Source organism: Pseudomonas sp. MAG733B (genome assembly GCF_036884845.1).
Classification (GTDB): domain Bacteria; phylum Pseudomonadota; class Gammaproteobacteria; order Pseudomonadales; family Pseudomonadaceae; genus Aquipseudomonas.
This window is the reverse complement of the sequence record NZ_CP145732.1, coordinates 2,668,192-2,694,128: the sequence shown is the minus strand read 5'-3', so window position 1 is coordinate 2,694,128 and position 25,937 is coordinate 2,668,192. Positions and strand designations below refer to the sequence as shown.

Sequence of the window (25,937 nt, the reverse complement as noted above, 5' to 3'; positions counted from 1 at the left end):
CTTGCCACATTGGCATACGACACAAAACCTGTAGGAGCCGAGCTTGCTCGCGATGGGGCCGGCTCAGGCACTACAAATCAAACAGTGATCAACCGCTCACGCATCTTGGCAATCTCATCGCGCATCTGCGCCGCCGCTTCGAACTCTAGGTCGCGGGCCAACTGATACATCTTCTCTTCCAGAGCTTTAATACGCTTGGCAATCTCCCCAGGCGAGCGCAGTTCCGCTTCGTATCTGGCGTTTTCCTCGGCGGCCTTGGCCATGCCCTTGCGCTTCTTGCTGCGCGAACCCGGCACGGTGGCGCCTTCCATGATGTCGGCAACGTCCTTGAACACACCTTTCGGGGTGATGCCGTTGGCCAGGTTGAAAGCGATCTGCTTGTCACGACGACGCTCGGTTTCGCCGATCGCTCGCTCCATGGAACCGGTGATCCGGTCGGCATACAGAATCGCCCGACCGTTGAGGTTACGCGCCGCCCGGCCAATGGTCTGGATCAGCGAGCGCTCAGAACGCAGGAAGCCTTCCTTGTCGGCATCGAGGATCGCCACGAGCGACACTTCCGGCATGTCCAGACCTTCACGCAGAAGGTTGATCCCCACCAGCACATCGAAGGTGCCCAGGCGCAGATCGCGGATGATTTCCACACGCTCCACGGTGTCGATGTCCGAGTGCAGGTAACGCACGCGCACGCCGTGGTCGGCCAGGTAATCGGTCAAATCCTCGGCCATGCGCTTGGTCAGCGTGGTGACCAGTACTCGCTCTTCCAGAGCGACGCGCTTGCCGATTTCCGACAGCAAGTCGTCGACCTGGGTCAGTGCCGGGCGGATCTCGATTTGTGGGTCAACCAACCCGGTCGGACGCACCACCATGTCAATGACGCGACCGGCGTGCTCGGCTTCGTAATTGCCCGGGGTCGCCGAGACGAAAATCGTCTGCGGACTGATGCTTTCCCATTCATCGAAACGCATCGGCCGGTTGTCCAGCGCCGACGGCAGACGGAAGCCGTACTCGACCAGCGTCTCTTTACGCGAGCGGTCACCTTTATACATCGCGCCAACCTGCGGCACGCTGACGTGGGATTCGTCGATCACCAGCAAGGCGTCTGCCGGCAGGTAATCATAAAGAGTCGGCGGCGGTGCGCCGGCTTCGCGGCCGGACAGGTAACGCGAGTAGTTTTCGATGCCGTTGCAGTAACCCAGTTCGAGGATCATCTCCAGATCGAACCGCGTGCGCTGCTCCAGTCGCTGGGCTTCTACCAGTTTGTTGTTGGAGCGCAGGTATTCCAGACGCTCCTTCAATTCCTCCTTGATCCCTTCCACGGCCCCCATCAGGGTTTCCCGGGGCGTCACGTAGTGGCTCTTCGGGTAAAAGGTGAAGCGCGGCAGTTTGCGGATGACTTCACCGGTCAGCGGATCGAACGCCGACAGGCTTTCCACTTCGTCATCGAACAGTTCTATGCGGATCGCTTCGAAATCGGATTCCGCCGGATGGATATCGATCACATCGCCGCGCACCCGAAAGGTTGCACGGGCGAAATCCATGTCGTTGCGGGTGTATTGCAGATCGGCCAGGCGTCGCAGCAGTTCGCGCTGGTCGAGCCGGTCGCCGCGATCCACGTGCAAGACCATCTTCAGATAGGTTTCCGGGCTGCCCAGACCGTAGATGCACGACACGGTGGTGACGATGATCGCGTCTTTGCGCTCCAGAAGCGCCTTGGTCGCCGACAGTCGCATCTGTTCGATGTGATCGTTGATCGAGGCATCCTTCTCGATGAAGGTGTCCGAGGACGGCACATAGGCTTCGGGCTGGTAGTAGTCGTAATAGGAAACGAAATACTCCACGGCATTGTTCGGGAAGAACGCCTTGAACTCGCCGTACAGCTGCGCCGCCAGGGTCTTGTTCGGCGCCAGCACCAGCGTCGGGCGCTGCACCTGGGCGATCACGTTGGCGATGCTGAAGGTCTTGCCCGAGCCGGTTACACCGAGCAACGTCTGGTGCGCCAACCCGGCTTCAATGCCCTCGACCATCAAACGGATGGCTTCCGGTTGATCGCCGGCGGGTTCAAAGCGGGTGACTAGCTGGAATTCAGACATGAACTACCTCTGGTTCGCTCTTGCCGGCGAAAACCGGCACGAACGAGAAAGACCGCAAACGACCGATGTCGCCCGAGGAAAAAACTGGATTGCGCTCAATGTGGAGCCGATTGCCATCGCTTTCAAGGCAAACGTCCTACAACGCGTAAAGCCTTTGACGACACCAATCGACTAACGGTCGAAAAATAATCGGAAAAACTTACTGGAAAAGCCGATTCGTCTGTCGCCATGTGTCGCAGATGGCCTCTATACTAGCTCCCCGTTTGTGCACCGCTCTAGTGCATTCGGCTGGAGCGCGACACGTCCCTCCATTCTCCATTCAGAGCCGCCGCAAAAATGAGCCTGTTCTCCGCTGTCGAAATGGCACCACGCGATCCAATCCTGGGCCTCAACGAAGCATTCAACGCCGATACCCGTACCAATAAGGTCAACCTAGGGGTCGGTGTTTATTGCAACGAGGAGGGGCGAATTCCACTCCTGCGCGCCGTTGTCGAAGCCGAAACGATTCGCGTCGCTCAACACGCTTCCCGTGGCTACCTGCCAATCGATGGCATCGCTGCCTACGATCAGGCCGTACAAAAGCTGCTGTTCGGCAATGATTCGCCGCTGATCGCTGCTGGCCGCGTCATCACCACCCAGGCCGTTGGCGGTACTGGCGCACTGAAAATCGGTGCCGACTTCCTCAAGCAACTGTTGCCGAATGCCGTTGTGGCGATCAGCGACCCGAGCTGGGAAAACCACCGCGCACTGTTCGAAACCGCTGGCTTCCCGGTGCAGAACTACCGTTACTACGACGCCGCGACCCACGACGTAAACCGTGCTGGCCTGCTGGAAGACCTCAACGCCCTGCCGTCCGGTTCGATCGTTGTGCTGCACGCCTGCTGCCACAACCCGACCGGCGTGGACCTGAGCCCAGAGGACTGGAAAAACGTTCTGGAAGTAGTCAAAGCCAAAGGCCACGTGCCTTTCCTCGACATGGCCTATCAAGGTTTCGGCGACGGCATCGACGAAGACGCCGCTGCTGTACGTCTGTTCGCTGAATCCGGCCTGACCTTCTTCGTGTCCAGCTCGTTCTCCAAATCGTTCTCGCTGTACGGCGAGCGCGTTGGCGCCCTGTCGATCGTCAGCGAATCGAAAGAAGAAAGCGCGCGCGTGCTGTCGCAAGTCAAACGCGTGATCCGCACCAACTACTCTAACCCGCCGACCCACGGTGCAAGCATCGTCGCTGCTGTGCTGAACAGCCCGGAACTGCGCGCTCAGTGGGAAGCCGAACTGGCCGAAATGCGCCTGCGCATTCGCGGCATGCGCACCCAGATGGTCGACACCCTGGCGAAAAACGCACCTCAGCGTGATTTCAGCTTCGTCGGTCGTCAGCGTGGCATGTTCTCCTACTCCGGCCTGACGGTTGAGCAAGTGACCCGTCTGCGCAACGAGTTCGGCATCTACGCCCTGGACACCGGTCGCATCTGCGTGGCCGCGCTGAACCAGAGCAACATCAAGGCCGTTACGGATGCCATCGTTCAGGTGATCTGAATCGCGTCGTGATACGAAAAACGGGAAGCCATAAGGCTTCCCGTTTTTTATTTGTCGCAGATAAATCTCAAACCACGGGCTGAGCCCTCTAAACTCCACACAATTCAAAATGTGGGAGCGAGCTTGCTCACGATAGCGATGTATCAGCCACCGTTGATGGTGAATGTGCTGCAGCCATCGCGAGCAGGCTCGCTCCTACAGGTATTGTGTACACCCTGGAATTCCTGCGAGAACCCACATGAAAAACGATGACCTTCGCGCCGATCGCGATGACCTGGATGAGCTGGATCGCTTCGTCCCCCGCACCGCGGCCAAACGCGGCAATAACCTGGTGATGCAAGTCGCTGCCGGCGTGTTTCTCGGCGGTTTGGCGCTGTGGCTGGTGCAACTGGGCGCCACGGCGCTCTACGCCAAACTGATGATGGGCACGATCACCTTCGGCGGTTAAGCCAGTTCGGTCGCGCGCTGGCTGGCGGCGTCGTCATAGGCGACGTAGAGCGACTCGGCGACCTGGCTTTTGATCGCCTTGGTGCTTTCCAGCCCCAAAACAAACCCTTCGGCCTTGCCACCCGCGCGATTCAACTCATCAGCGGTACTGGCCTGAGTGATCGCGTCGAAGAGTTTTTCAGCGTGCGGGCCGACGCCTTTGGGCAGGCTGATCTGTGCGATGCTCATGCGAGCACCTCGTTGGTTTCGGGTGTTGTGGTGGTCAAGCGAGACATGGCGCGTACCTTTTCGGCGAATGGCCGGCAGCGCGTGTAACCACTTCCGGGCGGTCATGGTAGCTCCCTGAGGCGATTCCGGTAACCGCCAATCGCCGAGAAACCACCGTCCGTCCCGATGAATCCGTCGAGTTGCCATCTGGTGCTTGACTTCTCTTTTTGAATCAGTAACATAGGCGCCATTCCGCGATAGCTCAGTTGGTAGAGCAAGTGACTGTTAATCACTGGGTCCCTGGTTCGAGTCCAGGTCGTGGAGCCAGACACGGTTCGGAGATCAAAATCTCCGACCACAAAAAACCCGCCTTATGGCGGGTTTTTTGTGCTCGCGTTTCCTGCTCATGCCTGAGACTTCATCGTCTGTCTGGGCAACTCTCCAAACCGTTGCCGATAGTAATTGGCAAATCGCCCCACATGCCCAAACCCGAACTCCAGCGCCACCTCAGTCACGCTGGCCTGCGGTCGCGCCAGCAAGTATTCCCGCGCGGCTTCAAGCCGTAATCCGCGCAAACGGTCCATCGGGCTTTGACCGTATTCGCGCTGGCATAAGGTGTTAAGGCTGCGAATGCTCACCCCGGCGGCAACCGCCAGTTCAGCCAGGCTGATGCCCTGCGCAAGGTGCTCGCGCATACAGCTGTCGATTTTTTGCAGTTGGCGGGTGGGCTGGCGCGGCGAAGGCGAGTCTTGCTGCGCAACGCCACAATGGCTGAGCAGAAACAGCGGCAGGCTTTGCTCCAGATGCTGCAGCCAGCGCGAAGGCGTTGCGCTCGCCTCGCCCCCGGGCAAGTGCTCCAGCAACTCGCTGACCAGACGAAACCAGCGCATCGCCAGTGGCCGTTGCAGGCGACTGACCGGCGCCAACGTGAAGCCTGACGGCAAGTCATCGGCCAGCACTTGCTGGCTCGCCTCGATCAGTGCCCGAGGCAGTTTGAGGATCAGTTGCTCACAGCCCTCCTCCCACACCACTCGCGCGTGTTCACGCGGGGACAGAATCGCCACTTCTCCAGGGCTGACGCCATAGCCCATGCCGTCGGACTCAAGGGTGGCATTGCCGCGCAGCGGCATTTGTACCAGCACGAAATCTTCGAAAGGCTGCGGCCGAATTTCTACCTGGCCGCCGTAACGCAGCGCATACAGTTCGCAGCTGGCAACCTGGCCGCGATAGAACGCCGTGTCGACGCCACCCCGTGGCCAATCCAGCTCATGTTCCACCAGCGCTTGCCCCATCAAGCGCTGGGTTTCCTGCGCCGAGCGGCTGGTGAAGACCGGCTCGCGGCACATCAGCGACAAGTTCAGGCCCACGCTGTTGGCGGTGGCGGCTTGTAAGGTCGTCATCTCAAAGCGACCGATTGCGACGGGCTTCGCTGCGTTGCAGAGTGGCGCTGGGGGTTTCGTTGAACAGCTTGCGGTACTCGCTGGCGAACCGGCCCAGATGCGAGAACCCCCAGCACATCGCGATCACCGAGATGTTGCGCACCGAAGCGTCTTCGAGGATTTCCTGGCGTACGGCGCCGAGGCGATACTTTTTCAGGTAAGCCATGGGCGAGACGCCGAAGTGCTTGCGAAAGCCTTCGAACAGTTTGAAGCGCGACACCCCTGCTGCCGCCTCGATGTCTTCCAGGTGCATGTCTTCGCGGGCATTGCTTTCGATGAAGTCCTTGGCGCGCACCAGGTAGTACGGCAACTTGGCGCCCAATTGGTCACGCAGTTCGGCGCTGTAGTTGTTGGGCTGGGAAAGGATCAGGCCCTTGATCAGCGCGCTTTCGATATCGCGGGTGAAGAACACTTGATTGAACAGATCCTGACCGCGCTCCAGCTCATCGATGTAGTAACGGGCCAGCCGCCACCAGGAGGCCGAGGCACCGTTGACCGCGTCCATCACCGGCTCGAATTTCACCGGCATTTCCAACGGGCGCTGGAGCATGCCTTCCAGGGTTTGGCGCATGGCCATGCGGGTGATCACCACGGAAATCTTGTGGCAGTCGCCGGCCATGGTCAGTGCCTGGGTTTCGTGCGGGGTTACGATCAGGCCCTGATCCTGGCTGGAATGCAGCCGGCGACCGTCCTTGAGCAACTCCTGTTCGCCGCGAATCGGCAGGCTCAGGCTGTAGCAATTGAGGTGTTCGGCATCTTCGACGCCGATGGTCACGTCGGTGCCGTATTCCATCCGGCCCAAGGTCGTGGACATGGACTTGAACACATTGGCCTTGTGGTGAAACTGAATCCGGTTTGGCTGGCTGGTCTGCAGTTCGTGTGGCCCGCAAATACCGGCCATCCACGCACGGGCACCAGCCAGGTCGTAGCGATCTATGCGGATATCTCGAAACTGGGCAACATTTGGTTCGGTCATCTCAGTACACCCACGGCAATGGACATCGACACGCTCTTCGGCGCGTATTCTCATTACGTTTGCAAGGGCTATGCCCAGCCGGTGCGAACAGGCGATATCCGCATTTTTTGGCTAGTAATCGGAAACTATCTGGATATCGAACGCGCTGTGCGGCGTTGGCACGCACAGCAACGGTGCCGGTCATGATCAGCACCTTGGGTAATCCGCTACCCAAGGCGTCACTTCAGCGCACAACCGCGTTCGATTAGAGGGCAGGACGTTACCAAAATTTCCAGGTGTAAGTGGTGATCAGGCGGTTCTCCACCCAGTCATTGCCGTGGCTGAATTTGGCGACGACATTGCCCGCCTCCAAGCCCACGCCTTTGAGCGGGCCGCTTTGCACCACGTAAGACAGCACCAGGTTTCGCTCCTGCTCCGCTGCCTGACTGAGGTTGTCGCCACGGTCCACCGACGTGCCCTTGAAGTAGCGGGTCATGAAGTTCAGACCCGGCACGCCGAGGGCGGCAAAGTCGTAGTCATAACGCAGTTGCCAGGATTTTTCGTTGGGCTTGATGAATCCCACCCGCGACCAGTTCACCAGAAACGGCTGCGGGACATAACCGCCCAGGGTCGGGAAGTTGCTATCACCGAGCATGCGCTGGTAGCCCACGCCGAACCGGTGCCCGCCCTTTTTCAGCGAGGTCATGGCGCCGTAGGAGCGGTTGTCGATATCGCCGTAGAGGGCTTCACCGTCTTCGCTGTTATTGAAGTAACGCAGGTCGGTCTTCAGCCCATAACCGTCACCCAGATCCGCCAGATGAGTGATACCCAGGTAGTGCTGCTGGTAGATATCTTCCAGTTGCGCGTAGAAGTAGGTGCCGGTCAGCGATGGGGTGAAGGCGTAACTGGCGCCGGCGAGGTTAAGGCCGTCGCTGCCATGGCGCACGCCGGAGCCGGTCTGCAAATACAGCTTTTCGTAGTTGGACGAGTTACGCGCGCCGATCTCCGTCAGCCGTCCGGCGGTCAATGTCAGACGGTCGACTTCCTTGGATTCGAGCAAGGCACCGCGGTAGGTCGTGACCAGTTGGCGCGAATCGTCAATGATCACCACGGGCAGAAACGGCCGCAACTCACCGACTTTCAGCTCGGTTTTCGAGTAGCGCATTTTCAACGTCACACCGCCGCGGCTGTATTCATCGGCCTGCTCCTGGCGGCTCTGGCTGTAAGGGATGATCGTGTCATCGCCGCGCCCGCCACCGCCGTCCAGGCGAAAGGCATATTGCGCCTCTGCATCGAGGCCGAACTGCACCGGGCCTTCGGTATAGCCGGAGGCGAAACGCAGGTCGAAACCCTGGGTCCAGCTGCCTACTCGCGAATGGGGCGGGTCGTTTTCTTTGTAATCCCGATCGATGTAAAAGTTGCGCGTACCCAGCGTCAGCTTGCTGTCATTGACCACATCTGCTTGTGCCAACAATGGCGTCAACAAGCCAACTGTTTGAACCCCCCGAACTAACCAAGTTTTATGCAACATATTATTTCTTCCCCTGCTGCTTATTTAGCAACACATGAATAGAAGGCACTTTTGGTACGGAACCCAAGGCCATGAGCAATGGCAGTTTCCAGCGACCTGCAGCGAGACACTCTGATGGTGCTTCGATTGAAATTAAGCCGTAACAAGTTCGTCAGCGGCTATCCCGTTACTGAACGACAAATAGCCACTTGCTCAGCCGAAAAGCGCGACAGAAGCCAGTGTTTACTGGGATAAACCGGTAATAGCCGAATTACAGGGCTTATTTTCCGGATGGGTTTCCACTATTAAGCGGATAGACCCTGCCAGCCACCAAGGCATTAAATGAACCCATGAATTAGCCCATTGGCCGAGGACTGGGAAATGACAACCGCACGAAGTGTCGAACAGTGGAAAAGTTATATAGAAAGTTGCCTGGACTTCCGCCCGGAAGACGGTGTTTATCGTATTGCCCGCGACATGTTTACCGACCCGGAATTGTTCGATCTGGAAATGGAACTGATTTTCGAGAAGAACTGGATCTACGCCTGCCACGAAAGCGAGATCGCCAATAATCACGACTTCATGACGATGCGCGCCGGACGCCAACCATTGATCATCACCCGCGACGGTGAAGGTCGTCTCAACGCACTGATCAACGCCTGCCAGCACCGCGGCACCACCCTCACCCGCGTTGGCAAGGGCAATCAGTCGACCTTCACCTGCCCCTTCCACGCCTGGTGCTACAAAAGCGACGGCCGACTGGTGAAGGTCAAGGCGCCGGGCGAATACTCCGAAGGCTTCGACAAGGCCACCCGTGGCCTGAAAAAGGCCCGCATCGAAAGCTACAACGGCTTTGTGTTCGTCAGCCTCAATGTGGAGGGCACCGACACCCTGGAAGACTTCCTCGGTGACGCCAAAGTGTTCTTCGACATGATGGTGGCGCAGTCGCCTACCGGTCAGCTCGAAGTGCTGCCGGGCAAGTCGACCTACACCTACGACGGCAACTGGAAATTGCAGAACGAGAACGGCCTGGACGGTTATCACGTCAGCACTGTCCACTACAACTACGTGGCCACCGTGCAGCACCGCCAGCAGGTCAACGCCGAAAAAGGCCTGAGCGCCGGCGACACCCTGGACTACAGCAAGCTGGGGGCCGGCGACAAGGAAACCGACGACGGCTGGTTCGCGTTCCACAACGGCCACAGCGTGCTGTTCAGCGACATGCCGAACCCGGCCGTGCGCCCCGGCTACGCCAGCATCATGCCACGCCTGGTCAAGGAACACGGCCAGGGCAAGGCCGAGTGGATGATGCATCGCCTGCGCAACCTGAACGTCTACCCGAGCATGTTCTTCCTCGACCAGATCAGCTCGCAACTGCGGATCATCCGCCCGCTGGCCTGGAACAAAACCGAGATCAACAGCTTCTGCCTGGGCGTGGTCGGCGAGTCGGATGCCGATCGGGAAAACCGCATTCGCCAATTCGAAGACTTCTTCAACGTGTCTGGCATGGGCACCCCGGATGACCTGGTGGAATTTCGTGAAGCCCAACGTGGCTTCCAGGCCCGCCTGGAACGCTGGAGCGATATTTCCCGTGGCGAAGGCAAGTGGGTCAAAGGCGCCACCCGCAACAGCGAAGCCATTGGCATCGCGCCGGCACTGACCGGCACCGAGTTCACCCATGAAGGCCTGTACGTCAACCAGCACGCCAACTGGCAGCGCTTTTTGCTCGAAGGCCTGGCGCGCAAGGCGGCCGAACAACAACCGTTGAAACTGCGTGAGGTGTGAACATGAATTCGCAACTGCAATACCGCATCGAGCAATTTCTTTACCGCAACGCCGAGGCCTGCGATGCCCAGGACTGGGACACCTACCTGGACATGTTCAGCGACGACAGCGAATTCCATCTGCCGCAATGGGATTCGGAGCACGTCTACACCACCGACCCAAAAAAAGGCATGTCGCTGATCTATTACCCCAACCGGGGCGGCCTGGAAGACCGGGTGTTCCGCATTCGCACCGGCAAGGCCGCGTCGACCATTCCGATGCCGCGCACCTTGCATCTGATCAGCAACGTGCGCATCGCGCCGCTGCAAGACGATGAGCTGGAGGTGCGCGTCAACTGGAGCACCCTGTATTACCGCATGCAGACCGCCGAGCAATTCTTCGGCCGCGCCACCTACCGCCTGCGCCCCGACGGCGAGAGTTGGAAGATCGCCCGCAAGCACGTGGTGCTGCTCAACGACACGATCAACTCCGTACTCGATTTCTACCATCTCTGAACCCTGCGGATTAACGCTCATGACGTACAAGGTCGCCTTCAGTTTCGCCGACGGCAAAACACTCTTCTGCAACGTGCAGAACAATGAAATCCTGCTCGACGCGGCCCTGCGCAGCGGGATCAAGATTCCGTTGGACTGTCGCGAAGGGGTTTGCGCGACCTGCCAGGGCCGCTGTGAATCCGGGCAATACACCCAGGACTACGTGGACGATGAAGCGCTGTCGGCCTGCGACCTGGCTGAACGCAAGGTGCTGAGCTGCCAGACGCGGGTGCAGTCGGATGCCGCGTTCTACTTCGACTTCGATTCCAGCCTCTGCGGCAGCAACGGCCCGAGCAGCTTGCAAGGCACCGTAAGCGAGGTGCGCCAGGTCTCCCCGACCACCGCCATCGTGCACGTGGAAGTCGGCGCTGCGGGTGCGGCGCTGGACTATCTGCCGGGCCAGTACGCACGCCTGCAAGTACCCGGTACCGAACATCGGCGCTCGTATTCCTTTGCCTGCGCACCGGGCAGCAGCAACCTGCAGTTCCTCATTCGCCTGCTGCCCAGCGGCGTGATGACCGACTACGTGCGCGATCGCTGCCAGGTCGGTGACGTGATTCACATGGAAGCGCCACTGGGTGCCTTTTACTTGCGCCATATCGACCGCCCGCTGGTGATGGTGGCCGGCGGCACCGGGCTGTCGGCGTTCCTCGGCATGCTCGATCAAATCGCCGAGCAGCAAGGCTGCGGTCACCCGGTACACCTCTACTACGGCGTGCGCGAGGCCGAGGATTTGTGCGAGATCTCACGCATCGAGGCCTATGCCGCCAGGGTCCCGGGGTTCCGATTCACGCCCGTGGTCAGCAACCCCAACCCCGACTGGCCGGGCAAGACCGGCTACATCGCCGAACATCTGGAGTTGGCCGAGCTGCGTGACCAGCCGTTCGACCTGTACCTGTGCGGCCCGCCGCCGATGGTCGAGTCGATCAAGGACTGGCGTCAGCAGCAAGGCCTGGATCAAAGCCGCCTTTACCTGGAGAAGTTCACCGAGAGCAACAGCTGACACAGCGACCCATAACAACAATCAATCGGCCCGACCGAACACTGAATCACTGCCCTCATCGACATCTACCGTGCGTTGGCACGACCTACTTCATAGGCCGCCTCATGAAAAACCTGGTATTGCGTGCATGTCTGGCAACCTCCCTCTGCGCAGCGACGGCTGCCCAGGCCGTGGAGCCTGTCCGAATCGGTTTCATCACCACCCTCTCCACCCCCGCCGGCTACCTGGGCGAAGACTCGCGAGATGGCTTTCAGCTGGCGATCGATCAGGAAGGCGGCAAGCTCGGCGGCGTGCCGGTGCAACTCATCGTCGAAGATGATGGCCTGCAACCGGCCAAGGCCAAGCAGATCGCCGACCGCATGAGCCTTGACGGCATCTCGCTGTACACCGGGGTGATTTTTTCCAACGTGCTGGCGGCCGTGATCAACACCGCCACCAAGGACGGTTTCTACGTCAGCAACAACACCGCGCCGTCGACCCTTGCCGGTGAAAAGTGCATGGCCAACTACTTCGTCGGCTCCTACCAGAACGACACCCCGCACGAAATGGCCGGTGTCGCCGCCAATGAACTGGGCTACAAGAAGATGGTGATCCTGGCGCCCAACTATCAGGGCGGCCGCGATGCACTGGCCGGCTTCAAGCGCACCTTCAAGGGCGAAGTGACCGAGATCTACACCAAGCTCAACCAGCTGGATTTCTCGGTGGAATTGGCGCGCGTGCGTGCGCTGGCGCCGGATGCGATCTTCCAGTTTCACCCGGGCGGTGGCGGCATCAACTTCGCCAAGCAATACGGCGGCTCGGGCCTGTCAGCGCAAATCCCGATGGTGGTGCCGGTGTTCTCCATGGATGAACGCATGCTCGCCGCCACCGGCGACGTGGCCAAGGGCACCAACATCGTCACCCTGTGGAACCCGCAATCGGACAACCCGGCCAACCAGGCCTTCGTCAAGGCGTTCACCGAGAAATACAAGCGCGTGCCGACGGTGTATGCCGCCCAGACTTACGACACGGCCCGGCTGATCGGCGCCGCCCTGAAAACCTCCCAGGGCAATCTCAAAGACCAGCCAGCCTTCCGGTCGGCGATGAAGAACGTCAAGTTCGATTCCATTCGCGGTGACTTCAGCTTCGCCCAGAACCAACACCCGGTGATCGACTGGTACCTGCTGCAAGTGCAGGCCGGCGCCGACGGCAAGCTGATCGAAGTGCCGATCAAGACCCTGGCGACCCGCCACGTCGACAGCTACGCCGCTCAATGCGCGATCTGACCGGCACCTGACTCCCGTCCTCGCCCTGCAGCACAACTGCGGGGCGTTTTCATGAGGAACGCAGCAATGCTATTGCTCGAACAGATTCTCAACGGCCTGCAATACAGCGCCTTGCTGTTTCTGCTGGCCTCAGGCCTGACCCTGATTTTCGGCATTATGGGCGTGATCAACCTGGCCCACGGCGCCTTTTACATGGTCGGGGCTTTCTGCGCCGCCTATACCGCCATGGCCACCGGTTCGTTCTGGCTTGGCGGCCTGGCCGCGCTGATCGGCTCGGCCTGTTACGGCGCGCTGATCGAAACCTCGATCATGCGCCGCCTCTACAATCGCGATCATTTGGATCAGGTGCTGGCGACATTGGCCGTGGTGTTTTTCAGCAACGAATTGCTGACCCTGATCTTCGGCCGCAGCCCACCAGCGATGCCCACGCCCGAGTGGTATTCCAGTTTCGTCGAAGTGCTGCCGGGATTGATGTACCCGGTCAGCCGGCTGCTGTTCATCGCCGCCGGACTGATCGTGGCGGTCGGCATGTGGCTGCTGATCAACCACACACGCTTGGGCATGTTGATTCGCGCCGGTGCCGACGATCACGAAATGGTCGGCGCCCTGGGCGTCAACATCGCCCGGCTGTACACCCTGGTGTTCGTATTCGGCTGCGTGCTGTGCGGCCTGGCCGGTTTCATGGCCGCACCGCTGCTGTCGGTGGAAATAGGCATGGGCGAGAAGATCCTGATCACCACCTTCGTGGTCATCGTCGTCGGCGGTGTCGGCTCGGTGCGCGGTGCGTTGGTGGGGGCCTTGCTGATCGGCATGGTTGATAGCCTCGGTCGTGCCTACATTCCGCCGCTGCTGGACCAACTGTTGCCCAGCGAAACCAGCGGCACCCTGAGCGCCGGGCTGATTTCCGCCAGCGCCTACATCGTCATGGCCCTGGTGCTGCTGGTGCGCCCGCGCGGCCTGCTGCCGGCCCGCGCCTGAGGAGAACGCTATGTCACCACGCCTCATCATTGACCTTGCGTGCCTGGCGACCTTCGCCTGCATGCCGCTGCTGGCCCACTGGCTGCACGAGCCTTACCTGGTCAGTTTCTTCACCCGCCTCGCAATCTACGGCATGGCGGCCATCAGCCTGGACTTGCTGATCGGCTACGGCGCCATGGTCAGCTTCGGCCATGCCGCGTTCTTCGGCCTGGGCGGTTACATCGTCGGCGTCATTGCCTTTCACACGTCCCAAGGCCTGCCGTTGTGGGGCTGGGAAGGCAGCAACAGTGCGCTGGTGGTGTGGCCGCTGGCCCTGATGGTGTGCGCACTGTTCTCGCTGCTGGTGGGTTATCTGTCGCTGCGCACCAGCGGCGTGCAGTTCATCATGATCACCCTGGCGTTCGGCCAGATGCTTTATTTCGTGCTCGGCTCGCTGTCGTTGTACGGCGGCGACGACGGCATTCTGCTCAACGAGCGCAATACCCTCGGCGCACTGGATCTGGCTGAGGCCAACCACTTCTACTACCTGTGCGTGGCCTTGCTGGCCGGCTGGTTGCTGCTGTGTCGGCGACTGGTCAATTCGCATTTTGGTTTTGTCTTGCGCGGGCTCAAGCAGAGCGAGCAGCGCACCGTCAGCCTGGGCCTAAAACCCTTGCGCTATCGCCTGACGGCGTTTGTGATCGCCGGCACCGGCGGTGGCCTGGCGGGGATTCTGTGGGCCAACTACGCGTTGTTCGTCAGCCCCGACATGGGCGCCTGGCACAAGTCCGGCGAGTTGATGGCGATGGTGATTCTCGGTGGCGTCGGCACCCTGCTCGGCCCTCTGCTGGGCGCCGCTACCTACCTGGGTCTTGAACAGGTGCTGAGCCAGTGGACCGAGCACTGGATGCTGATCTTCGGGCCATTGCTGTTGCTGGTGGTGCTGTTCGGCAAGAAAGGCGTTTACGGTTTGCTGCTGAGCCTGTTGCAGCGCAAGCCGAAGGTGGTTGCCGTCAAACCGAACGCCGCCGTGGAGGCACGCCCATGAGCGCACAACTGTCGATTCGTGATCTGCACAAAGCCTTCGGTGCCGTGAAAGCCACCAACGGCGCCAGCCTTGAACTGCTCAAGGGCGAACTGCACGCCATCATCGGCCCCAACGGCGCCGGCAAGTCCACTTTGATCGCGCAGATTGCCGGCGAAATTTTCCCCGACCAGGGCCAAATCCATCTCAACGGCCAGGACATCACCCGCGTGCCGGCCTGGCAGCGTCCGCGCCTGGGGCTGGCGCGGGCTTTCCAGGTCAGCCAGCTTTACACCGAGTTCACCCTGCTGGAGAACGTCGCCCTGGCCATTGCCGCCCGCGAGGGCAAGGCATTCGGCATGTGGCGCCCGTTGAGCCGCGACACCCGCCTGCTGGAACCGGCACGGGGCTACTTGCAGCAGGTGGGCCTGGGCCTTCGCGCGCAAGACTCGGTGCAGGCGCTGTCCCACGGCGAACGGCGGCAACTGGAGATTGCCCTGGCGCTGGCCCAGGAAGCGTCGGTGCTGTTGCTCGATGAGCCGATGGCCGGTATGGGGGCCGACGAATCCGCGCGCATGACCGAGCTGCTGCACAGCCTCAAGGGCCGCTACGCAATCCTGCTGGTCGAGCACGACATGGATGCGGTATTCGCCCTCGCCGACCGCATCACGGTGCTGGTGTACGGCCAGACAGTACTGACCGGCAGCGTCGAACAAGTGCGCAACGACCCGCAAGTACGGGCCGCTTACCTGGGAGAAGAACATGCTTGAAGTTCAGGGTTTGAAAGCGGGTTATGGCTTGAGCCAGGTGTTGTTCGACATGCACCTGAGCATCGAGCAGGGCCAAGTGGTGTCGCTGATCGGCCGCAACGGCATGGGCAAGACCACCACGGTCAAATCGATCATGGGATTGCTCAAGCCCAGTGCCGGCAGCATCCGTATCAACGGCACGGAAATGCGCGGTGCCGCGCCCTATCGCATCGCCAAGGCTGGCCTTGGTCTTGTGCCGGAAGGCCGCCGCACCTTCGGCACCTTGAGCGTGCGGGAAAATCTGCTGGCCACCGCCACGCGGGGCAAATGGGACCTGGTGCGGGTCTATGAACTGTTCCCGCGCCTGCTGGAGCGTCAGGACCAACTGTCACGCACGCTGTCGGGTGGTGAACAGCAGATGCTGGTGGTCGGCCGCGCACTGCTGACCAACCCCAGCCTGCTGATTCTCGATGAAGCCACTGAAGGTTTGGCGCCGATCATTCGCGAGCAGATCTGGAGTTGCCTGGCCACCCTCAAGGCCGAGGGCGAGACGATTCTGGTGATCGATAAAAACCTCAAGGAAATGGCGCGGGTGGTCGACCGCCATCACATCATCGAGAAGGGTCGACAGGTCTGGGATGGCACACCGCAGGAGCTGGCGGCCCAACCCGAATTGTCGCAACGCTACCTGGGAGTGTGAGCAGCCATGGACCTCGATCAGGCTTATAACAACGTCGCCGCCGTGGGTAATTTTCCGCAGATCATGCAACGTTTTCGCCAGCGCAGCGCCGAGACTTATGCGAGCCACGCCTGGCAGCGTGATGTGCCGTATGGCAATGCCATGCGCGAGCGTTTCGACTGGTATGCCCAGGCGAATGCCGGGGCGCCAACACTGCTGTTCATTCATGGCGGTTACTGGCAAGCCTCGGACAAGGACGACTACGCCTTTATCGCCGAGGGCTTGATTGAGGCAGGGTTCAATGTCGGTTTGCTGGAATACACCCTCGCACCCGAAGCGAGCATGAGCACCATCGTCGGCCAGATCGGCAAGGCACTGGACTATCTTTTGGCGCATCGCGAAGCCTTGAACATTGGTCAGCAGGTGGTGCTGTGCGGGCACTCGGCGGGTGGCCACCTGACCGCGCTGTATCGTCGGCATCCGCTGGTGACCCTGGCCATGCCGATCAGCGGCCTGATGGAGCTTGAACCCATCAGCCGCTGCTGGCTCAACGACAAGCTGCAACTGAGCGAAGAAGAGGTCCGCCGTTTTAGCCCGCAAAGGCTGATCGGCGATGGCGCACCGTTGCTGGTGACCGTGGGCGGGGATGAATTGCCGGAGTTGATACGACATTCGCGCGATTACGCCAGTGCCTGCCTTGAGGCCGGCCAGACTGTGAGCCTTGTCGAGCTTGCCGGGTGTCATCACTTCGCGGTGCTGGACGATCTGGCCAGGGTTGATGGCGAACACGTGGGGGCCTTGCTTGAGCACCTGAACCGCCAGTAGCACGCATCGCAGCTAAAAAATAACTCTCGCCAGAAGTGGATACCGGTTTGCCGTTTGCGGCTTTTTTGACCCTCTCAAGCTTCATACAGTGACTACGAATTCAGACAGGAATTGCGTATGTCCAGCCTCTCGCTCAGGGTCCAACAAATTGATCCTCTGACCCCCAGAATCCGCCGCGTGCTGCTGGTGTCCAGCGATGCCCAGCCACTGCCGGACTTCACTGCCGGAGCCCATCTCGAGCTGCATGTTCCCGGCAGTCGCGCTCAACGCCGGGCCTATTCGCTGGTCAACCTGCCCGACAGTGAACACTACGAAATCGCCGTCCAGCTAGAAGAAGCAAGTAGCGGTGGATCGCGCTGGGTGCACTCACTCAAGGTCGGCGATGAACTGCTGGCCGATGCGCCACGCAACCACTTTCCACTGCGTGAAAACACCGAACATGCCCTGCTGATCGCCGGTGGTATCGGCATCACGCCGATGCTTGGCATGGCCCGGTCGCTGCACGCGGCGGGCAAGCCGTTCACCCTGCACTACGCCGGTCGCGATGAAGCGCAGATGGCCTATCTGCCTGAGGCCCGCGCCTGCCTGGACAACCATTGCTGGATCAGCGGCGGCGACCCGCAAAAACGCTTTCCTGCCGCTGCGATCCTGGCCACGCCAAGACCCGGCCTGCACCTCTACATCTGCGGCCCGACCGCCATGCTCAACAGCGTGCTGACCTGCGCTCGCGAACAGGGTTGGGCAGAAGATCACCTGCATTACGAACTGTTCAGCGGCGCCCTGGAAGTGGCTGGCGACAAAGGCTTTGAGGTGCACCTGCGCGAAAGCGGCGTGAACCTGCAAGTGGCCGCCGCGCAAAGCGTGCTAGAGGCCATGCTCGAGGCCGGCCTGGACCCGATGTTCGACTGCCGACGGGGTGACTGCGGGGTGTGCGTCGCCCAAGTCATCGACGGCCAGCCCGATCACCGCGACATCTGCCTGTCGGAGCGCGACCGCGCCAGCGGCAGTTTCTGCACCTGTGTCTCCCGTGCCAGCAGCGCGCTGCTGGTGCTCGATCTGTGACAAGCCGAGGACATTCCGTGATACCGACCAACGAACAAATCGCTGCCTTGATCCGCGAGGACAGCGTACACAAGAGCGTCTACACCGACCCGACCCTGTTCAAGCTGGAAATGGAGCGCATCTACGGCAACGCCTGGATCTACGTCGGCCATGAAAGCCAGGTGAAGAACCCCGGCGACTATCACACCACGCGCATTGGCGATCAGGACGTGATCATGGTGCGCGGCGCCAACCAGCAGGTCAGCGTGCTGTACAACCGCTGCCCGCACAAAGGCGCCAAACTGGTGGCCGACGGTGACGGCAGTGTCGGCAAGTTCTTCCGCTGCCCGTACCACGCCTGGACCTTCAAACTCGACGGCCAGCATCTGTCGGCGCCGCTCAAGAGCGGTTTCGAAGGCACTTGCTATGACCCCAAGCACCCGGATTTTTCCATGGTCAGCGTCGCCCGCGTTGAGACCTATCGCGGCTTCGTGTTCGCCAGCCAGGCGGCGTTCGGACCGGATCTGAAAACATTTTTGGGCGGCGTCATCACCTCCATCGACAACCTCTGTGACCGCTCGCCGGTCGGCGAGGTCGAGGTGGCCGGCGGCATCTTCCGTGTGCAGCAACGCTCGAACTGGAAAGTGTTCTACGAGAACCTGCACGACACCATGCACGCCCGCGTGACCCACGAATCGTCGGTTGACGCGGCGCGTGGCGAAGCCGAAGCCATCGGTGAAATGCCCTTCGAACTGCTGATCATGGACGGTAACGGCGAACCCTACGACTTCTGGGAAAAACTCGAACTGCGCGCTTACCACAACGGCCACGGCTACATGGAAGCGATCTTCGACCCGGCCGCCGCCGAGCGCGACGAAGTCTCCCGCGCCCACTTCGAATGCCTGAGCCAGGCCTATGGCGAGCAGCGTGCCAAGGAGATTCTGGGCATGAATCGCCACAACACGGTGATTTACGGCAGCGGCTCGCCACACACGGTGTTCATGCAATTCCGGGTCATCCGCCCCATCGCCGTGGACCAGACCATGGTCGAGATCCAGACCTTCCGCTGCAAGGGGGCTCCGGATGCCGTGTTCGACCGCGCACTGACTTACGCCAACGTCATCAATTCGCCCTCCTCGAACGTGATGCCCGACGACGTCGAAGTCTATGCTCGCTGTCAGGAAGGCAACATGACCCGCGGTGGCGAGTGGATCAGCATGCACCGCTACGCCGGCACCGATACGCCGCTGGAAGACGGCGCAGTCTCCACCAACGGCACCAGCGAACTGCCGATGCGCAACCAGTTCGCCGCCTGGAAACAGTTCATGACTGCCACCCTGATTGCCAAGGAGAGCACCCATGCTGCTTGACCGCCGAATCGACGTCGACACCCGCCAGTTAACACCCGCTCAGGTGCCAGCCGAGACCCTGCGCCAGATCGAACAGTTTCTTTATCAGGAAGCGCGACTGCTGGATGAGCGGCGTTTCTGGGAGTGGGACAAGCTGTTCACCGACACCGGCATGTATTGGGTGCCGCACAAGCACGAGCAAGCCAACCCGTTCGACCATATCTCGCTGTTCTGGGAAAACCGCATGCTGCGCGAAGTGCGGATCCGGCGGGTGGAAAACGCCCGCAACTGGTCGCAGCAACCGCAGACCCAAACCGCGCACCTGGTCGGCAACGTCATGGTCGAAGGTCTCGACGCCCAGGGCTTGCTGGTGATCAGCGCGAGCTTCCAGTACAGCGAATGGCGCCTGGAACAACGCCAGCTCGCCGGTCGCTACACCTATAAGTTGGCCGCTCAGGAGGGTGGTGGCTGGCAGATCCAGCTCAAGCGCGTGGACCTCATCAACTGCAACGATGTGTTCGCCAACCTTGAGGTGTTCGTGTGATGAACACGCCGCTGGTGATCGCCCTGCACTATCAGAACGACGTGTTGCACCCCGAGGGCAAGATTCGGGTCGGGCTGGGGGCTGATGACAGCGTGCGTGCGGCGCTGCTTGATGCGGCCGGCCGATTGCTCGCCGGCGCACGCGCCAAGGGCTGGCCGATCGTCCACGTGCGAGTGGCGTTCCGACCGGACTACGCCGACCTGATCCAGAACGCGCCGATCCTGCGCACGGTCGCCACCCTTGGCGCGGTCCGGGAAGGCAGTTGGGGCGCGGAGTTTTTCAGCGCCCTAACGCCACTGAACAACCGCCGCGAGTTCGTCGTCACCCACAACCGGATCAATGCGTTTTATGGCTCACCACTGGAAACCGTGGTGCGCCGATTCAATCCCTCGCACTTGTTGATCGCCGGCGTAGCGACTCATTCGGTGGTGGAAAGCACCGTGCGCCATGCGGTGGATTGCGGTTTCGAGGTGACGGTTGCGGCCGATGCCTGCGCCAGCGCGGACAGCGGCGTACACGCGGCCTCGCTGGCGAGCATGGCGCTGATCGCCCGTATCAGTCACGTCAACGAAGCTCTGGAGGACTTGGCATGATGCTCGAAGGCAAAGTGGCGATTGTGACTGGCAGCACGCAAGGGCTGGGGCTGGACATCGCTCGGCAGCTGTTGGCTGAGGGTGCCCGCGTGATGCTGGTGGGGCGCAACGCCGACAGTGGCCAGGCGTTGGCGCAAGCGCTGGACTGCGGATTTTGCGCCTGCGATGTGGAGCGCGACGAAGACATCGACGCGTGCATTGCTGCCACGCTGGCCCGCTTCGGCAGGCTCGACATTCTGGTCAACAACGCGTGCCTGTACGCCGATCAGGGACTGGCGTCGGATCGCGCGCAGTGGCTGAAGACCCTCAACGTCAATCTGGTATCGGCGGCGATCTTTACCCAGAAGGCCGCCGTGCATCTGCCCAGCGGTGGCGTGGTGATCAACATCGGCAGTACCGGCGGCAAATTCGGTGCGGCCGGGCGCGCGCTCTACCCTGCGTCCAAGGCCGGCATCCTGCAACTGACGAAAAACCTGGCCATGACCCTGGCTCCGGCGCAAGTCCGAGTGCTGAGCGTTTCCCCGGCCTGGACCTGGTCACCCAGCGTCGCCGAGTTCAGCGACAACGATCCGCAGCTGGCCGATCGGGTCGGGGCGCCTTTTCATCCGCTCGGGCGCATCGGCCGGGGCCATGAGGTCGGCAGCGTGGTGGCGTTTCTGTGCAGTGCCGGTGCCGGCTGGATGACCGGTGTCGACGTGCCGGTGGATGGCGGCTTTTCGATTCTCGGGCCAGACCGCGGTGTGTCGCCGCGGGTGTGGTTCCAGCAACACCGTGACAGCCAATAAATCTGATAACCGAATGAGGTAGATGACATGGGCAAGATGATTGAGATCCGGGCAACGGACAGCAACGCCACGTTCAGCGGTTACCTGGCCCTGCCGGCCAGCGGCAAGGGCCCCGGGGTAGTGATCGGCCAGGAGATTTTCGGGATCAACGCCAACATGCGCGCCGTGGCCGATTTCTATGCCGAGGAAGGCTATGTGGCGTTGGTGCCTGACCTGTTCTGGCGCCTGCAGCCGGGCATTGATCTGGGCTACACCGAAGCCGATTTTGCGACGGCCATCGACCTGTTCCAGCGCCTGGATGTGGACAAGGCCGTCACTGATATCGACGCCAGTTTCAACGCCCTGCGTGCACTGCCTGAAGTCGAAGGCGCGGGCCTGGGTTATGTCGGCTTCTGCATGGGCGGCAAGCTGGCCTGGCTGACCGCCACGCGCACCGATGTGGCCTGCGCCGTCGGCTACTACGGCATGGGCATCGAACATTTGCTGCACGAATCGGAAAACCTCAAGGGCCGCCTGGTCCTGCATTTTGCCGAAAACGATGGTTACTGCGACGCCAGTGCCCGCGCCCAGATCAGCCAACACCTGGCCGGCAACGACAAGGCCGAAATCTACGTGTACCCAGGCGTCGACCACGCCTTCGCCCGGGCCGGGAGTTCACACTACGACAAACCGGCCTCGCTGATGGCCCATGAACGCAGCATCGCCGCCCTCAAGCGCGAGATCGGCCCCCACTTCAACCTGTCAGCCCTGTGGGAAGACCATATCCGCCACGAGTTCGAGACCCGCGACGTACCGGCCACCATGGCGACCATGGTCGCCGAGCCCTACGTCAACCATATTCCCACCATGACCGGCGGCGTCGGCGCCAAGCAACTCAGCCGCTTCTACCAACACCATTTCGTCCACGGCAACCCGCCGGACATGAAGCTCATCCCGATCTCGCGCACCATCGGCGCATTGCAGATCGTCGACGAATTCATCATGTGCTTCACCCACAGCACCGAAATCGACTGGATGCTGCCCAACGTCGCTCCCACCGGAAAATACGTCGAGATTCCGATGCTGGGCGTGATCAAGTTCCGGGGGGACAAGCTGTACCACGAACATATCTACTGGGATCAGGCCAGTGTGCTGGTGCAGATTGGCTTGTTGAACCCTGAAGGGCTGCCGGTGGCTGGCGTGGAAACGGCGAGAAAGCTGTTGGATGAACAACTGCCGTCCAACACGTTGATGGGGCGCTGGACGCAAAGCGAACAATAGAGATTGCATGAATGCAAAAAGGCCGATCTGTCATTCAACAGATCGGCCTTTTTTCATTCATCTAAACGTCAGACATGCTCACTGCTTTTCGCATGCACCGCCCGTGGCTCGCCATGCCCGTGGTCCACCTCAACCACCGGAATTTCCTTGCCATCACAGTCATGCAGTTTGCCGTCGCTGAAGTAATCCCCTTCGCGCAGCGCTGCCAGATCCTGATAACGCAGAACCCGCTCGGTGCCCGCCGCAAACACCGACTGCTGGTCGGAGTTACCGGCCGTGAGGTGGTTGAAGGTCAGGTTGAGCACGATCGCCATGATCGCCGACGAACTGATCCCGGAATGGAAAATCGTGGCGAACCAGCTTGGGAAGTGATCGTAGAAGTTCGGCGCTGCGATCGGGATCATGCCGAAGCCGATCGAGGTCGCCACGATGATCAGGTTGACGTTGTTGCGGTAGTCGACCTTCGACAGCGTACGAATGCCGCTGGCCGCGACGGTGCCGAACAACACGATACCGGCGCCACCGAGAACGGAGGTCGGCACGGCCGCGATGACCCGGCCCATGAACGGCAGCAAGCCGAGGAGCACCAGGAACAGACCGCCGGTAGCAACCACGTAACGGCTCTTGATCCCGGTTACCGCCACCAGCCCTACGTTCTGGGCGAAGGCACTCTGGGTAAAGGAGCCGAAGATCGGCGCGATCATGCTCGACAGCATGTCGGCGCGCAGGCCATTGCCCAGACGTTTGGAGTCAACCTTGGTCTCGATGATTTCACCGACCGCCAGGATATCCGCCGAGGTTTCCACCAGCGTCACCATGACCACGATGCACATCGACAGGATTGCCGCGAAGTGGAAGGTCGGCATGCCGAAATGGAACGGGGTCGGGAAGCCGAACATTGGACCTTCGCTGACGGATGAGAAGTCCGCCATGCCCAGGAACACCGCGACGATCGTGCCGATGACCATTGCCAGCAGGATCGATAGACGCGAGATGGTCGCGCTGCCGATCTTGCTCAGCAACAGCACCAGCACCAGCGTCATTGCGGCCAGGCCGATATTGGCCATGCTGCCGAACTCTGGAGAATGGCTGTTACCGCCCATGGCCCAGCGTGCGGCCACCGGCATCAACGTCAGGCCGATGGTGGTGATCACGATGCCCGTGACCAGCGGTGGGAAGAACTTGGTGATTCGAGAGAACACCGGCGTGATCAGCAATCCAATCAGGGACGCCGCAATCACCGCCCCCAGAATCGACTGGAACCCTCCCTCACCACCGCTACTGACAATCGCCACCATGGTCGCGACGCCGGAAAACGACACGCCCTGTACCAGCGGCAACTGACAACCGAAAAACGGTAGACCCAGGGTTTGCAGCAACGTCGCCAGCCCCCCCGCAAACAATGAAGCAGCAATCAACAATCCAATGTCCGCCGGCGAGAGGCCGGCCGCCTGACCAATAATCAAAGGCACCGCGACGATGCCACCGTACATGGTCAGAACATGTTGCAGGCCGTAAGCCATATTCGCGCCGATACCAAGATTTTCATCTTCTGGCCGTTGGTGTGAAACATGGGGCGTTTTCATGTTAGGGGGTTCCCTGGTTTTTGTTATGCGCACACTGTATGCAAGACTCAGGACAAATGTCTATAGAGTTGTATACAACTTGCTCGTCAAATTATGAACGGTTGGTCATGCAAACCGTCTGCCATCGTGCGCAATCTCACCTAAAACCTTGAAATACATCCTCGCGAGCCATTCTCCCCCGCCCGCTAGTCTTTTGAATTCCTGGCGACCATCGGTCGAAATCGCCATCTTCCATATACATATAAAGTATGCATAATGAAGCCATTCGAAATTCAGTATCACAAGGCAAAGAACGCAGCCAACAAACTCAAGCACCAAGGGATCAGCTTCGCCGAGACAGAACCGGTGTTCCATGACGAACGCGCCCTGACCTTTCAGGACGATCACCATGATGAACAACGCTGGATTACCTTGGGGCTGGATGGCAAAGGGCGTTTGCTGGTCGTCGCGTACACCTACCGTGACCCGAATTTCGTTCGAATCATTTCAGCGCGCCTCGCCAGCAAAAACGAGCGGCGCCAGTATCTGGAGGCTTGACCCATGAAAGACGAGTACGACTTCAGTAACGCCAAGCGCGGGGCGGTGGCCTCCAGCAAAGGCAAGACCCGCATCACCATCATGCTCGATGATGTCGTCATCGAGGCGGCACGCTCACTGGCCGAAAGTGAGGGCTACGGCTACCAGACTGCAATCAACAACACCCTGCGCCGGGCGTTGCTGGCCGACCAAGGCAAAGCCGCCGAGGCTAATTCCGCTGCGCACCTCAAAAAGGGGGTCACGGTTCCCGAACTGAGAAACCTGGAGAAAAAATTGTTGGAGGCCCTCAGGGAAATTCAACGTGTGATGGAACCCGATGCACAACCCTGAACTGACGCAAAAAGGGGCAGATTGATTCAATCTGCCCCTTTTTTGTGTGCACGATGCTGTTTCTATTGCGGTTTGATCAAGCGTTCAAGTGTGTGCATCAAGGTCGCATGGGGCGGCACCCGAATGCCGAACTCGCTTTCCAGCAAGGCGCTCAATTGCGGCACATCGTCCACCTGCCGGCGTTCGCTCTCATGGCCTATGCGATGGATCGCAAAACTGCCGTTATTGAGCGTACGGCGCCACCCTTCCCCGGTCCGCGCCACCATCAGCTGCTTGGCGAACGATGATTCCGGATGAGTCGAGACGTACCAGTTGCCGACGCTGTAATCGATGTCTTCCTGGCGTTGCAGATCGAAGATGTACATCGCTCGCCACTCGTCGCCGACCCTGGCGCGGAGGGTGTAGCCGTCCGTGTGCTGTTCGATGCGATAGGGTTCGTGGGGTGTGAATTGCTCGGCAGGACTGTCGAGCAACAGCGGCGCGGTGGGCACCATACCGCCGAAGCCGACGTCGGTGATGTAGCGCACGCCGTCCAGTGTCACCAGGCTCAAGCGATGGGTGCGAGCGGTCCATGCGCCTTCGGGCTGGCCCATGACCACGCGACCGCTGATGCCACGCGCGTCGAATCCCAATTCCTGAAGCAAAATCAGGTACAGATAGTTGAGTTCGTAGCAGTACCCGCCTCGCCCGTTGTGCAGGACTTTCTGCTCGATCGACGGCAAGTCGATCAGCACGGGTTCGCCCGACAGTGTGGTGAGGTTTTCAAACGGGAAAGCACCGGTGTGGCGCAATTGAAGCTGCTGCAAGGTTTCCAGGGTCGGCGCCGGAGGCGCATCGAAGCCCAGGCGCCGCAGGTACAGCGCACGGTCGGTCAGGCGTGGCTCGCTCATCGTTCAGTCCTTTTGCAC

Annotated in this window: 27 protein-coding genes and 1 tRNA gene; 21 read left to right on the top strand and 7 right to left on the bottom strand. The window is 60.5% G+C overall.

What is annotated here, in order from left to right:
• Positions 1–77: 77 nt before the first annotated feature.
• Entirely contained in the window at positions 78–2,093 is a 2,016-nt protein-coding gene (gene uvrB / locus V6Z53_RS12365) for an excinuclease ABC subunit UvrB (protein ID WP_338585790.1), read from the bottom strand.
• Here uvrB and V6Z53_RS12360 point away from each other — a divergent pair.
• The 3 genes from V6Z53_RS12360 to V6Z53_RS12350 all read left to right on the top strand — a co-directional run bounded on the left by V6Z53_RS12360 (position 2,092) and on the right by V6Z53_RS12350 (position 4,074).
• The gene (locus tag V6Z53_RS12360) at positions 2,092–2,268 is read left to right on the top strand and encodes a hypothetical protein (RefSeq protein WP_338585789.1); all 177 of its coding nucleotides are present in this window, start codon (positions 2,092–2,094) and stop codon (positions 2,266–2,268) included. The genes uvrB and V6Z53_RS12360 overlap by 2 nt on opposite strands.
• A 161-nt stretch (positions 2,269–2,429) precedes the next feature.
• Positions 2,430–3,626: an amino acid aminotransferase gene (locus tag V6Z53_RS12355; RefSeq protein ID WP_338585788.1), complete on the top strand. Its 1,197-nt coding sequence runs from the start codon at positions 2,430–2,432 to the stop codon at positions 3,624–3,626.
• A 238-nt stretch (positions 3,627–3,864) separates the two neighbouring features.
• Positions 3,865–4,074, top strand: a complete 210-nt coding sequence (locus V6Z53_RS12350) for a hypothetical protein (RefSeq protein ID WP_338585787.1) — start codon at positions 3,865–3,867, stop codon at positions 4,072–4,074.
• On the opposite strand, the gene V6Z53_RS12345 is transcribed toward V6Z53_RS12350, so the two are convergent.
• Complete coding sequence (locus V6Z53_RS12345; RefSeq protein WP_008007186.1) at positions 4,071–4,301, bottom strand: hypothetical protein; 231 nt, start codon at positions 4,299–4,301, stop codon at positions 4,071–4,073. The genes V6Z53_RS12350 and V6Z53_RS12345 overlap by 4 nt on opposite strands.
• Before the next feature lie 230 nt (positions 4,302–4,531).
• Here V6Z53_RS12345 and V6Z53_RS12340 point away from each other — a divergent pair.
• Positions 4,532–4,607 (top strand) — tRNA-Asn (locus V6Z53_RS12340).
• Between the two features lie 77 nt (positions 4,608–4,684).
• Here the strand turns inward: V6Z53_RS12340 and V6Z53_RS12335 are convergent.
• From V6Z53_RS12335 to V6Z53_RS12325, 3 genes are all read right to left on the bottom strand, one after another.
• Complete coding sequence (locus tag V6Z53_RS12335; protein ID WP_338585785.1) at positions 4,685–5,680, bottom strand: AraC family transcriptional regulator; 996 nt, start codon at positions 5,678–5,680, stop codon at positions 4,685–4,687.
• Position 5,681: 1 nt separating this feature from the next.
• Positions 5,682–6,695, bottom strand: a complete 1,014-nt coding sequence (locus V6Z53_RS12330) for an AraC family transcriptional regulator (RefSeq protein WP_248691348.1) — start codon at positions 6,693–6,695, stop codon at positions 5,682–5,684.
• Positions 6,696–6,954: 259 nt separating this feature from the next.
• Entirely contained in the window at positions 6,955–8,205 is a 1,251-nt protein-coding gene (locus V6Z53_RS12325; RefSeq protein ID WP_338585784.1) for an OprD family porin, read from the bottom strand.
• A gap of 360 nt (positions 8,206–8,565) precedes the next feature.
• Between V6Z53_RS12325 and antA the strand changes: the two genes are divergently transcribed.
• From antA to V6Z53_RS12250, 15 genes are all read left to right on the top strand, one after another.
• On the top strand, positions 8,566–9,969 hold the full coding sequence (gene antA, locus V6Z53_RS12320; protein WP_338585783.1) for an anthranilate 1,2-dioxygenase large subunit: 1,404 nt from the start codon (positions 8,566–8,568) through the stop codon (positions 9,967–9,969).
• A 2-nt stretch (positions 9,970–9,971) separates the two neighbouring features.
• A complete protein-coding gene (gene antB / locus V6Z53_RS12315; RefSeq protein WP_338585782.1) occupies positions 9,972–10,463 on the top strand; it encodes an anthranilate 1,2-dioxygenase small subunit in 492 nt (163 codons plus the stop codon).
• A 19-nt stretch (positions 10,464–10,482) separates the two neighbouring features.
• Positions 10,483–11,505, top strand: coding sequence for an anthranilate 1,2-dioxygenase electron transfer component AntC (gene antC / locus V6Z53_RS12310; protein ID WP_338585781.1), 1,023 nt, complete (start codon positions 10,483–10,485; stop codon positions 11,503–11,505).
• A gap of 104 nt (positions 11,506–11,609) precedes the next feature.
• Positions 11,610–12,770 carry an ABC transporter substrate-binding protein gene (locus V6Z53_RS12305; protein WP_338585780.1) on the top strand — a complete coding sequence of 387 codons (1,161 nt, stop codon included), beginning with the start codon at positions 11,610–11,612 and terminating at the stop codon, positions 12,768–12,770.
• A gap of 66 nt (positions 12,771–12,836) precedes the next feature.
• Positions 12,837–13,748, top strand: a complete 912-nt coding sequence (locus V6Z53_RS12300; protein ID WP_151213217.1) for a branched-chain amino acid ABC transporter permease — start codon at positions 12,837–12,839, stop codon at positions 13,746–13,748.
• Between the two features lie 10 nt (positions 13,749–13,758).
• The gene (locus V6Z53_RS12295; protein WP_338585779.1) at positions 13,759–14,775 is read left to right on the top strand and encodes a branched-chain amino acid ABC transporter permease; all 1,017 of its coding nucleotides are present in this window, start codon (positions 13,759–13,761) and stop codon (positions 14,773–14,775) included.
• Positions 14,772–15,521 carry an ABC transporter ATP-binding protein gene (locus V6Z53_RS12290; RefSeq protein ID WP_338585778.1) on the top strand — a complete coding sequence of 250 codons (750 nt, stop codon included), beginning with the start codon at positions 14,772–14,774 and terminating at the stop codon, positions 15,519–15,521. Before V6Z53_RS12295 ends, V6Z53_RS12290 begins: the two co-directional genes overlap by 4 nt.
• Positions 15,514–16,200 carry an ABC transporter ATP-binding protein gene (locus V6Z53_RS12285; protein ID WP_338585777.1) on the top strand — a complete coding sequence of 229 codons (687 nt, stop codon included), beginning with the start codon at positions 15,514–15,516 and terminating at the stop codon, positions 16,198–16,200. The genes V6Z53_RS12290 and V6Z53_RS12285 overlap by 8 nt, the downstream gene beginning before the upstream one ends.
• A 6-nt stretch (positions 16,201–16,206) precedes the next feature.
• The gene (locus tag V6Z53_RS12280) at positions 16,207–17,004 is read left to right on the top strand and encodes an alpha/beta hydrolase (protein WP_338585776.1); all 798 of its coding nucleotides are present in this window, start codon (positions 16,207–16,209) and stop codon (positions 17,002–17,004) included.
• A 117-nt stretch (positions 17,005–17,121) separates the two neighbouring features.
• The gene (locus V6Z53_RS12275; protein ID WP_338585775.1) at positions 17,122–18,066 is read left to right on the top strand and encodes a PDR/VanB family oxidoreductase; all 945 of its coding nucleotides are present in this window, start codon (positions 17,122–17,124) and stop codon (positions 18,064–18,066) included.
• A 17-nt stretch (positions 18,067–18,083) separates the two neighbouring features.
• A complete protein-coding gene (locus V6Z53_RS12270) occupies positions 18,084–19,415 on the top strand; it encodes an aromatic ring-hydroxylating dioxygenase subunit alpha (RefSeq protein ID WP_338585774.1) in 1,332 nt (443 codons plus the stop codon).
• Positions 19,405–19,938: an aromatic-ring-hydroxylating dioxygenase subunit beta gene (locus V6Z53_RS12265; RefSeq protein WP_338585772.1), complete on the top strand. Its 534-nt coding sequence runs from the start codon at positions 19,405–19,407 to the stop codon at positions 19,936–19,938. The genes V6Z53_RS12270 and V6Z53_RS12265 overlap by 11 nt, the downstream gene beginning before the upstream one ends.
• On the top strand, positions 19,938–20,531 hold the full coding sequence (locus V6Z53_RS12260) for a cysteine hydrolase (protein WP_338585771.1): 594 nt from the start codon (positions 19,938–19,940) through the stop codon (positions 20,529–20,531). The genes V6Z53_RS12265 and V6Z53_RS12260 overlap by 1 nt, the downstream gene beginning before the upstream one ends.
• Positions 20,528–21,316, top strand: a complete 789-nt coding sequence (locus V6Z53_RS12255) for an SDR family oxidoreductase (protein ID WP_338585769.1) — start codon at positions 20,528–20,530, stop codon at positions 21,314–21,316. Before V6Z53_RS12260 ends, V6Z53_RS12255 begins: the two co-directional genes overlap by 4 nt.
• 27 nt (positions 21,317–21,343) lie before the next feature.
• A complete protein-coding gene (locus tag V6Z53_RS12250; RefSeq protein WP_338585768.1) occupies positions 21,344–22,576 on the top strand; it encodes a dienelactone hydrolase family protein in 1,233 nt (410 codons plus the stop codon).
• 68 nt (positions 22,577–22,644) lie between these two features.
• Here V6Z53_RS12250 and V6Z53_RS12245 read toward each other — a convergent pair whose 3' ends face one another.
• A complete protein-coding gene (locus V6Z53_RS12245) occupies positions 22,645–24,162 on the bottom strand; it encodes a nucleobase:cation symporter-2 family protein (RefSeq protein WP_338585767.1) in 1,518 nt (505 codons plus the stop codon).
• A gap of 255 nt (positions 24,163–24,417) precedes the next feature.
• On the opposite strand from V6Z53_RS12245, the gene V6Z53_RS12240 reads away from it, so the two are divergent.
• On the top strand, positions 24,418–24,699 hold the full coding sequence (locus V6Z53_RS12240; protein ID WP_338585766.1) for a BrnT family toxin: 282 nt from the start codon (positions 24,418–24,420) through the stop codon (positions 24,697–24,699).
• A gap of 3 nt (positions 24,700–24,702) precedes the next feature.
• Positions 24,703–25,029: a BrnA antitoxin family protein gene (locus V6Z53_RS12235; RefSeq protein ID WP_338585765.1), complete on the top strand. Its 327-nt coding sequence runs from the start codon at positions 24,703–24,705 to the stop codon at positions 25,027–25,029.
• A gap of 62 nt (positions 25,030–25,091) precedes the next feature.
• On the opposite strand, the gene V6Z53_RS12230 is transcribed toward V6Z53_RS12235, so the two are convergent.
• Positions 25,092–25,919 carry an arylamine N-acetyltransferase gene (locus tag V6Z53_RS12230; protein ID WP_338585764.1) on the bottom strand — a complete coding sequence of 276 codons (828 nt, stop codon included), beginning with the start codon at positions 25,917–25,919 and terminating at the stop codon, positions 25,092–25,094.
• Positions 25,920–25,937 lie beyond the last annotated feature (18 nt).

Excerpts from the sequence above, each read along its gene's own strand:
- V6Z53_RS12360 (WP_338585789.1), top strand. The coding sequence starts at position 2,092 with ATGAACTACCTCTGGTTCGCTCTTGCCGGCGAAAACCGGCACGAACGA.
- uvrB (WP_338585790.1), bottom strand. The coding sequence starts at position 2,093 with ATGTCTGAATTCCAGCTAGTCACCCGCTTTGAACCCGCCGGCGATCAA.
- V6Z53_RS12355 (WP_338585788.1), top strand. The coding sequence starts at position 2,430 with ATGAGCCTGTTCTCCGCTGTCGAAATGGCACCACGCGATCCAATCCTG.
- V6Z53_RS12350 (WP_338585787.1), top strand. The coding sequence starts at position 3,865 with ATGAAAAACGATGACCTTCGCGCCGATCGCGATGACCTGGATGAGCTG.
- V6Z53_RS12345 (WP_008007186.1), bottom strand. The coding sequence starts at position 4,301 with ATGAGCATCGCACAGATCAGCCTGCCCAAAGGCGTCGGCCCGCACGCT.
- V6Z53_RS12335 (WP_338585785.1), bottom strand. The coding sequence starts at position 5,680 with ATGACGACCTTACAAGCCGCCACCGCCAACAGCGTGGGCCTGAACTTG.
- V6Z53_RS12330 (WP_248691348.1), bottom strand. The coding sequence starts at position 6,695 with ATGACCGAACCAAATGTTGCCCAGTTTCGAGATATCCGCATAGATCGC.
- V6Z53_RS12325 (WP_338585784.1), bottom strand. The coding sequence starts at position 8,205 with ATGTTGCATAAAACTTGGTTAGTTCGGGGGGTTCAAACAGTTGGCTTG.
- antA (WP_338585783.1), top strand. The coding sequence starts at position 8,566 with ATGACAACCGCACGAAGTGTCGAACAGTGGAAAAGTTATATAGAAAGT.
- antB (WP_338585782.1), top strand. The coding sequence starts at position 9,972 with ATGAATTCGCAACTGCAATACCGCATCGAGCAATTTCTTTACCGCAAC.
- antC (WP_338585781.1), top strand. The coding sequence starts at position 10,483 with ATGACGTACAAGGTCGCCTTCAGTTTCGCCGACGGCAAAACACTCTTC.
- V6Z53_RS12305 (WP_338585780.1), top strand. The coding sequence starts at position 11,610 with ATGAAAAACCTGGTATTGCGTGCATGTCTGGCAACCTCCCTCTGCGCA.
- V6Z53_RS12300 (WP_151213217.1), top strand. The coding sequence starts at position 12,837 with ATGCTATTGCTCGAACAGATTCTCAACGGCCTGCAATACAGCGCCTTG.
- V6Z53_RS12295 (WP_338585779.1), top strand. The coding sequence starts at position 13,759 with ATGTCACCACGCCTCATCATTGACCTTGCGTGCCTGGCGACCTTCGCC.
- V6Z53_RS12290 (WP_338585778.1), top strand. The coding sequence starts at position 14,772 with ATGAGCGCACAACTGTCGATTCGTGATCTGCACAAAGCCTTCGGTGCC.
- V6Z53_RS12285 (WP_338585777.1), top strand. The coding sequence starts at position 15,514 with ATGCTTGAAGTTCAGGGTTTGAAAGCGGGTTATGGCTTGAGCCAGGTG.
- V6Z53_RS12280 (WP_338585776.1), top strand. The coding sequence starts at position 16,207 with ATGGACCTCGATCAGGCTTATAACAACGTCGCCGCCGTGGGTAATTTT.
- V6Z53_RS12275 (WP_338585775.1), top strand. The coding sequence starts at position 17,122 with ATGTCCAGCCTCTCGCTCAGGGTCCAACAAATTGATCCTCTGACCCCC.
- V6Z53_RS12265 (WP_338585772.1), top strand. The coding sequence starts at position 19,405 with ATGCTGCTTGACCGCCGAATCGACGTCGACACCCGCCAGTTAACACCC.
- V6Z53_RS12260 (WP_338585771.1), top strand. The coding sequence starts at position 19,938 with ATGAACACGCCGCTGGTGATCGCCCTGCACTATCAGAACGACGTGTTG.
- V6Z53_RS12255 (WP_338585769.1), top strand. The coding sequence starts at position 20,528 with ATGATGCTCGAAGGCAAAGTGGCGATTGTGACTGGCAGCACGCAAGGG.
- V6Z53_RS12250 (WP_338585768.1), top strand. The coding sequence starts at position 21,344 with ATGGGCAAGATGATTGAGATCCGGGCAACGGACAGCAACGCCACGTTC.
- V6Z53_RS12245 (WP_338585767.1), bottom strand. The coding sequence starts at position 24,162 with ATGAAAACGCCCCATGTTTCACACCAACGGCCAGAAGATGAAAATCTT.
- V6Z53_RS12240 (WP_338585766.1), top strand. The coding sequence starts at position 24,418 with ATGAAGCCATTCGAAATTCAGTATCACAAGGCAAAGAACGCAGCCAAC.
- V6Z53_RS12235 (WP_338585765.1), top strand. The coding sequence starts at position 24,703 with ATGAAAGACGAGTACGACTTCAGTAACGCCAAGCGCGGGGCGGTGGCC.
- V6Z53_RS12230 (WP_338585764.1), bottom strand. The coding sequence starts at position 25,919 with ATGAGCGAGCCACGCCTGACCGACCGTGCGCTGTACCTGCGGCGCCTG.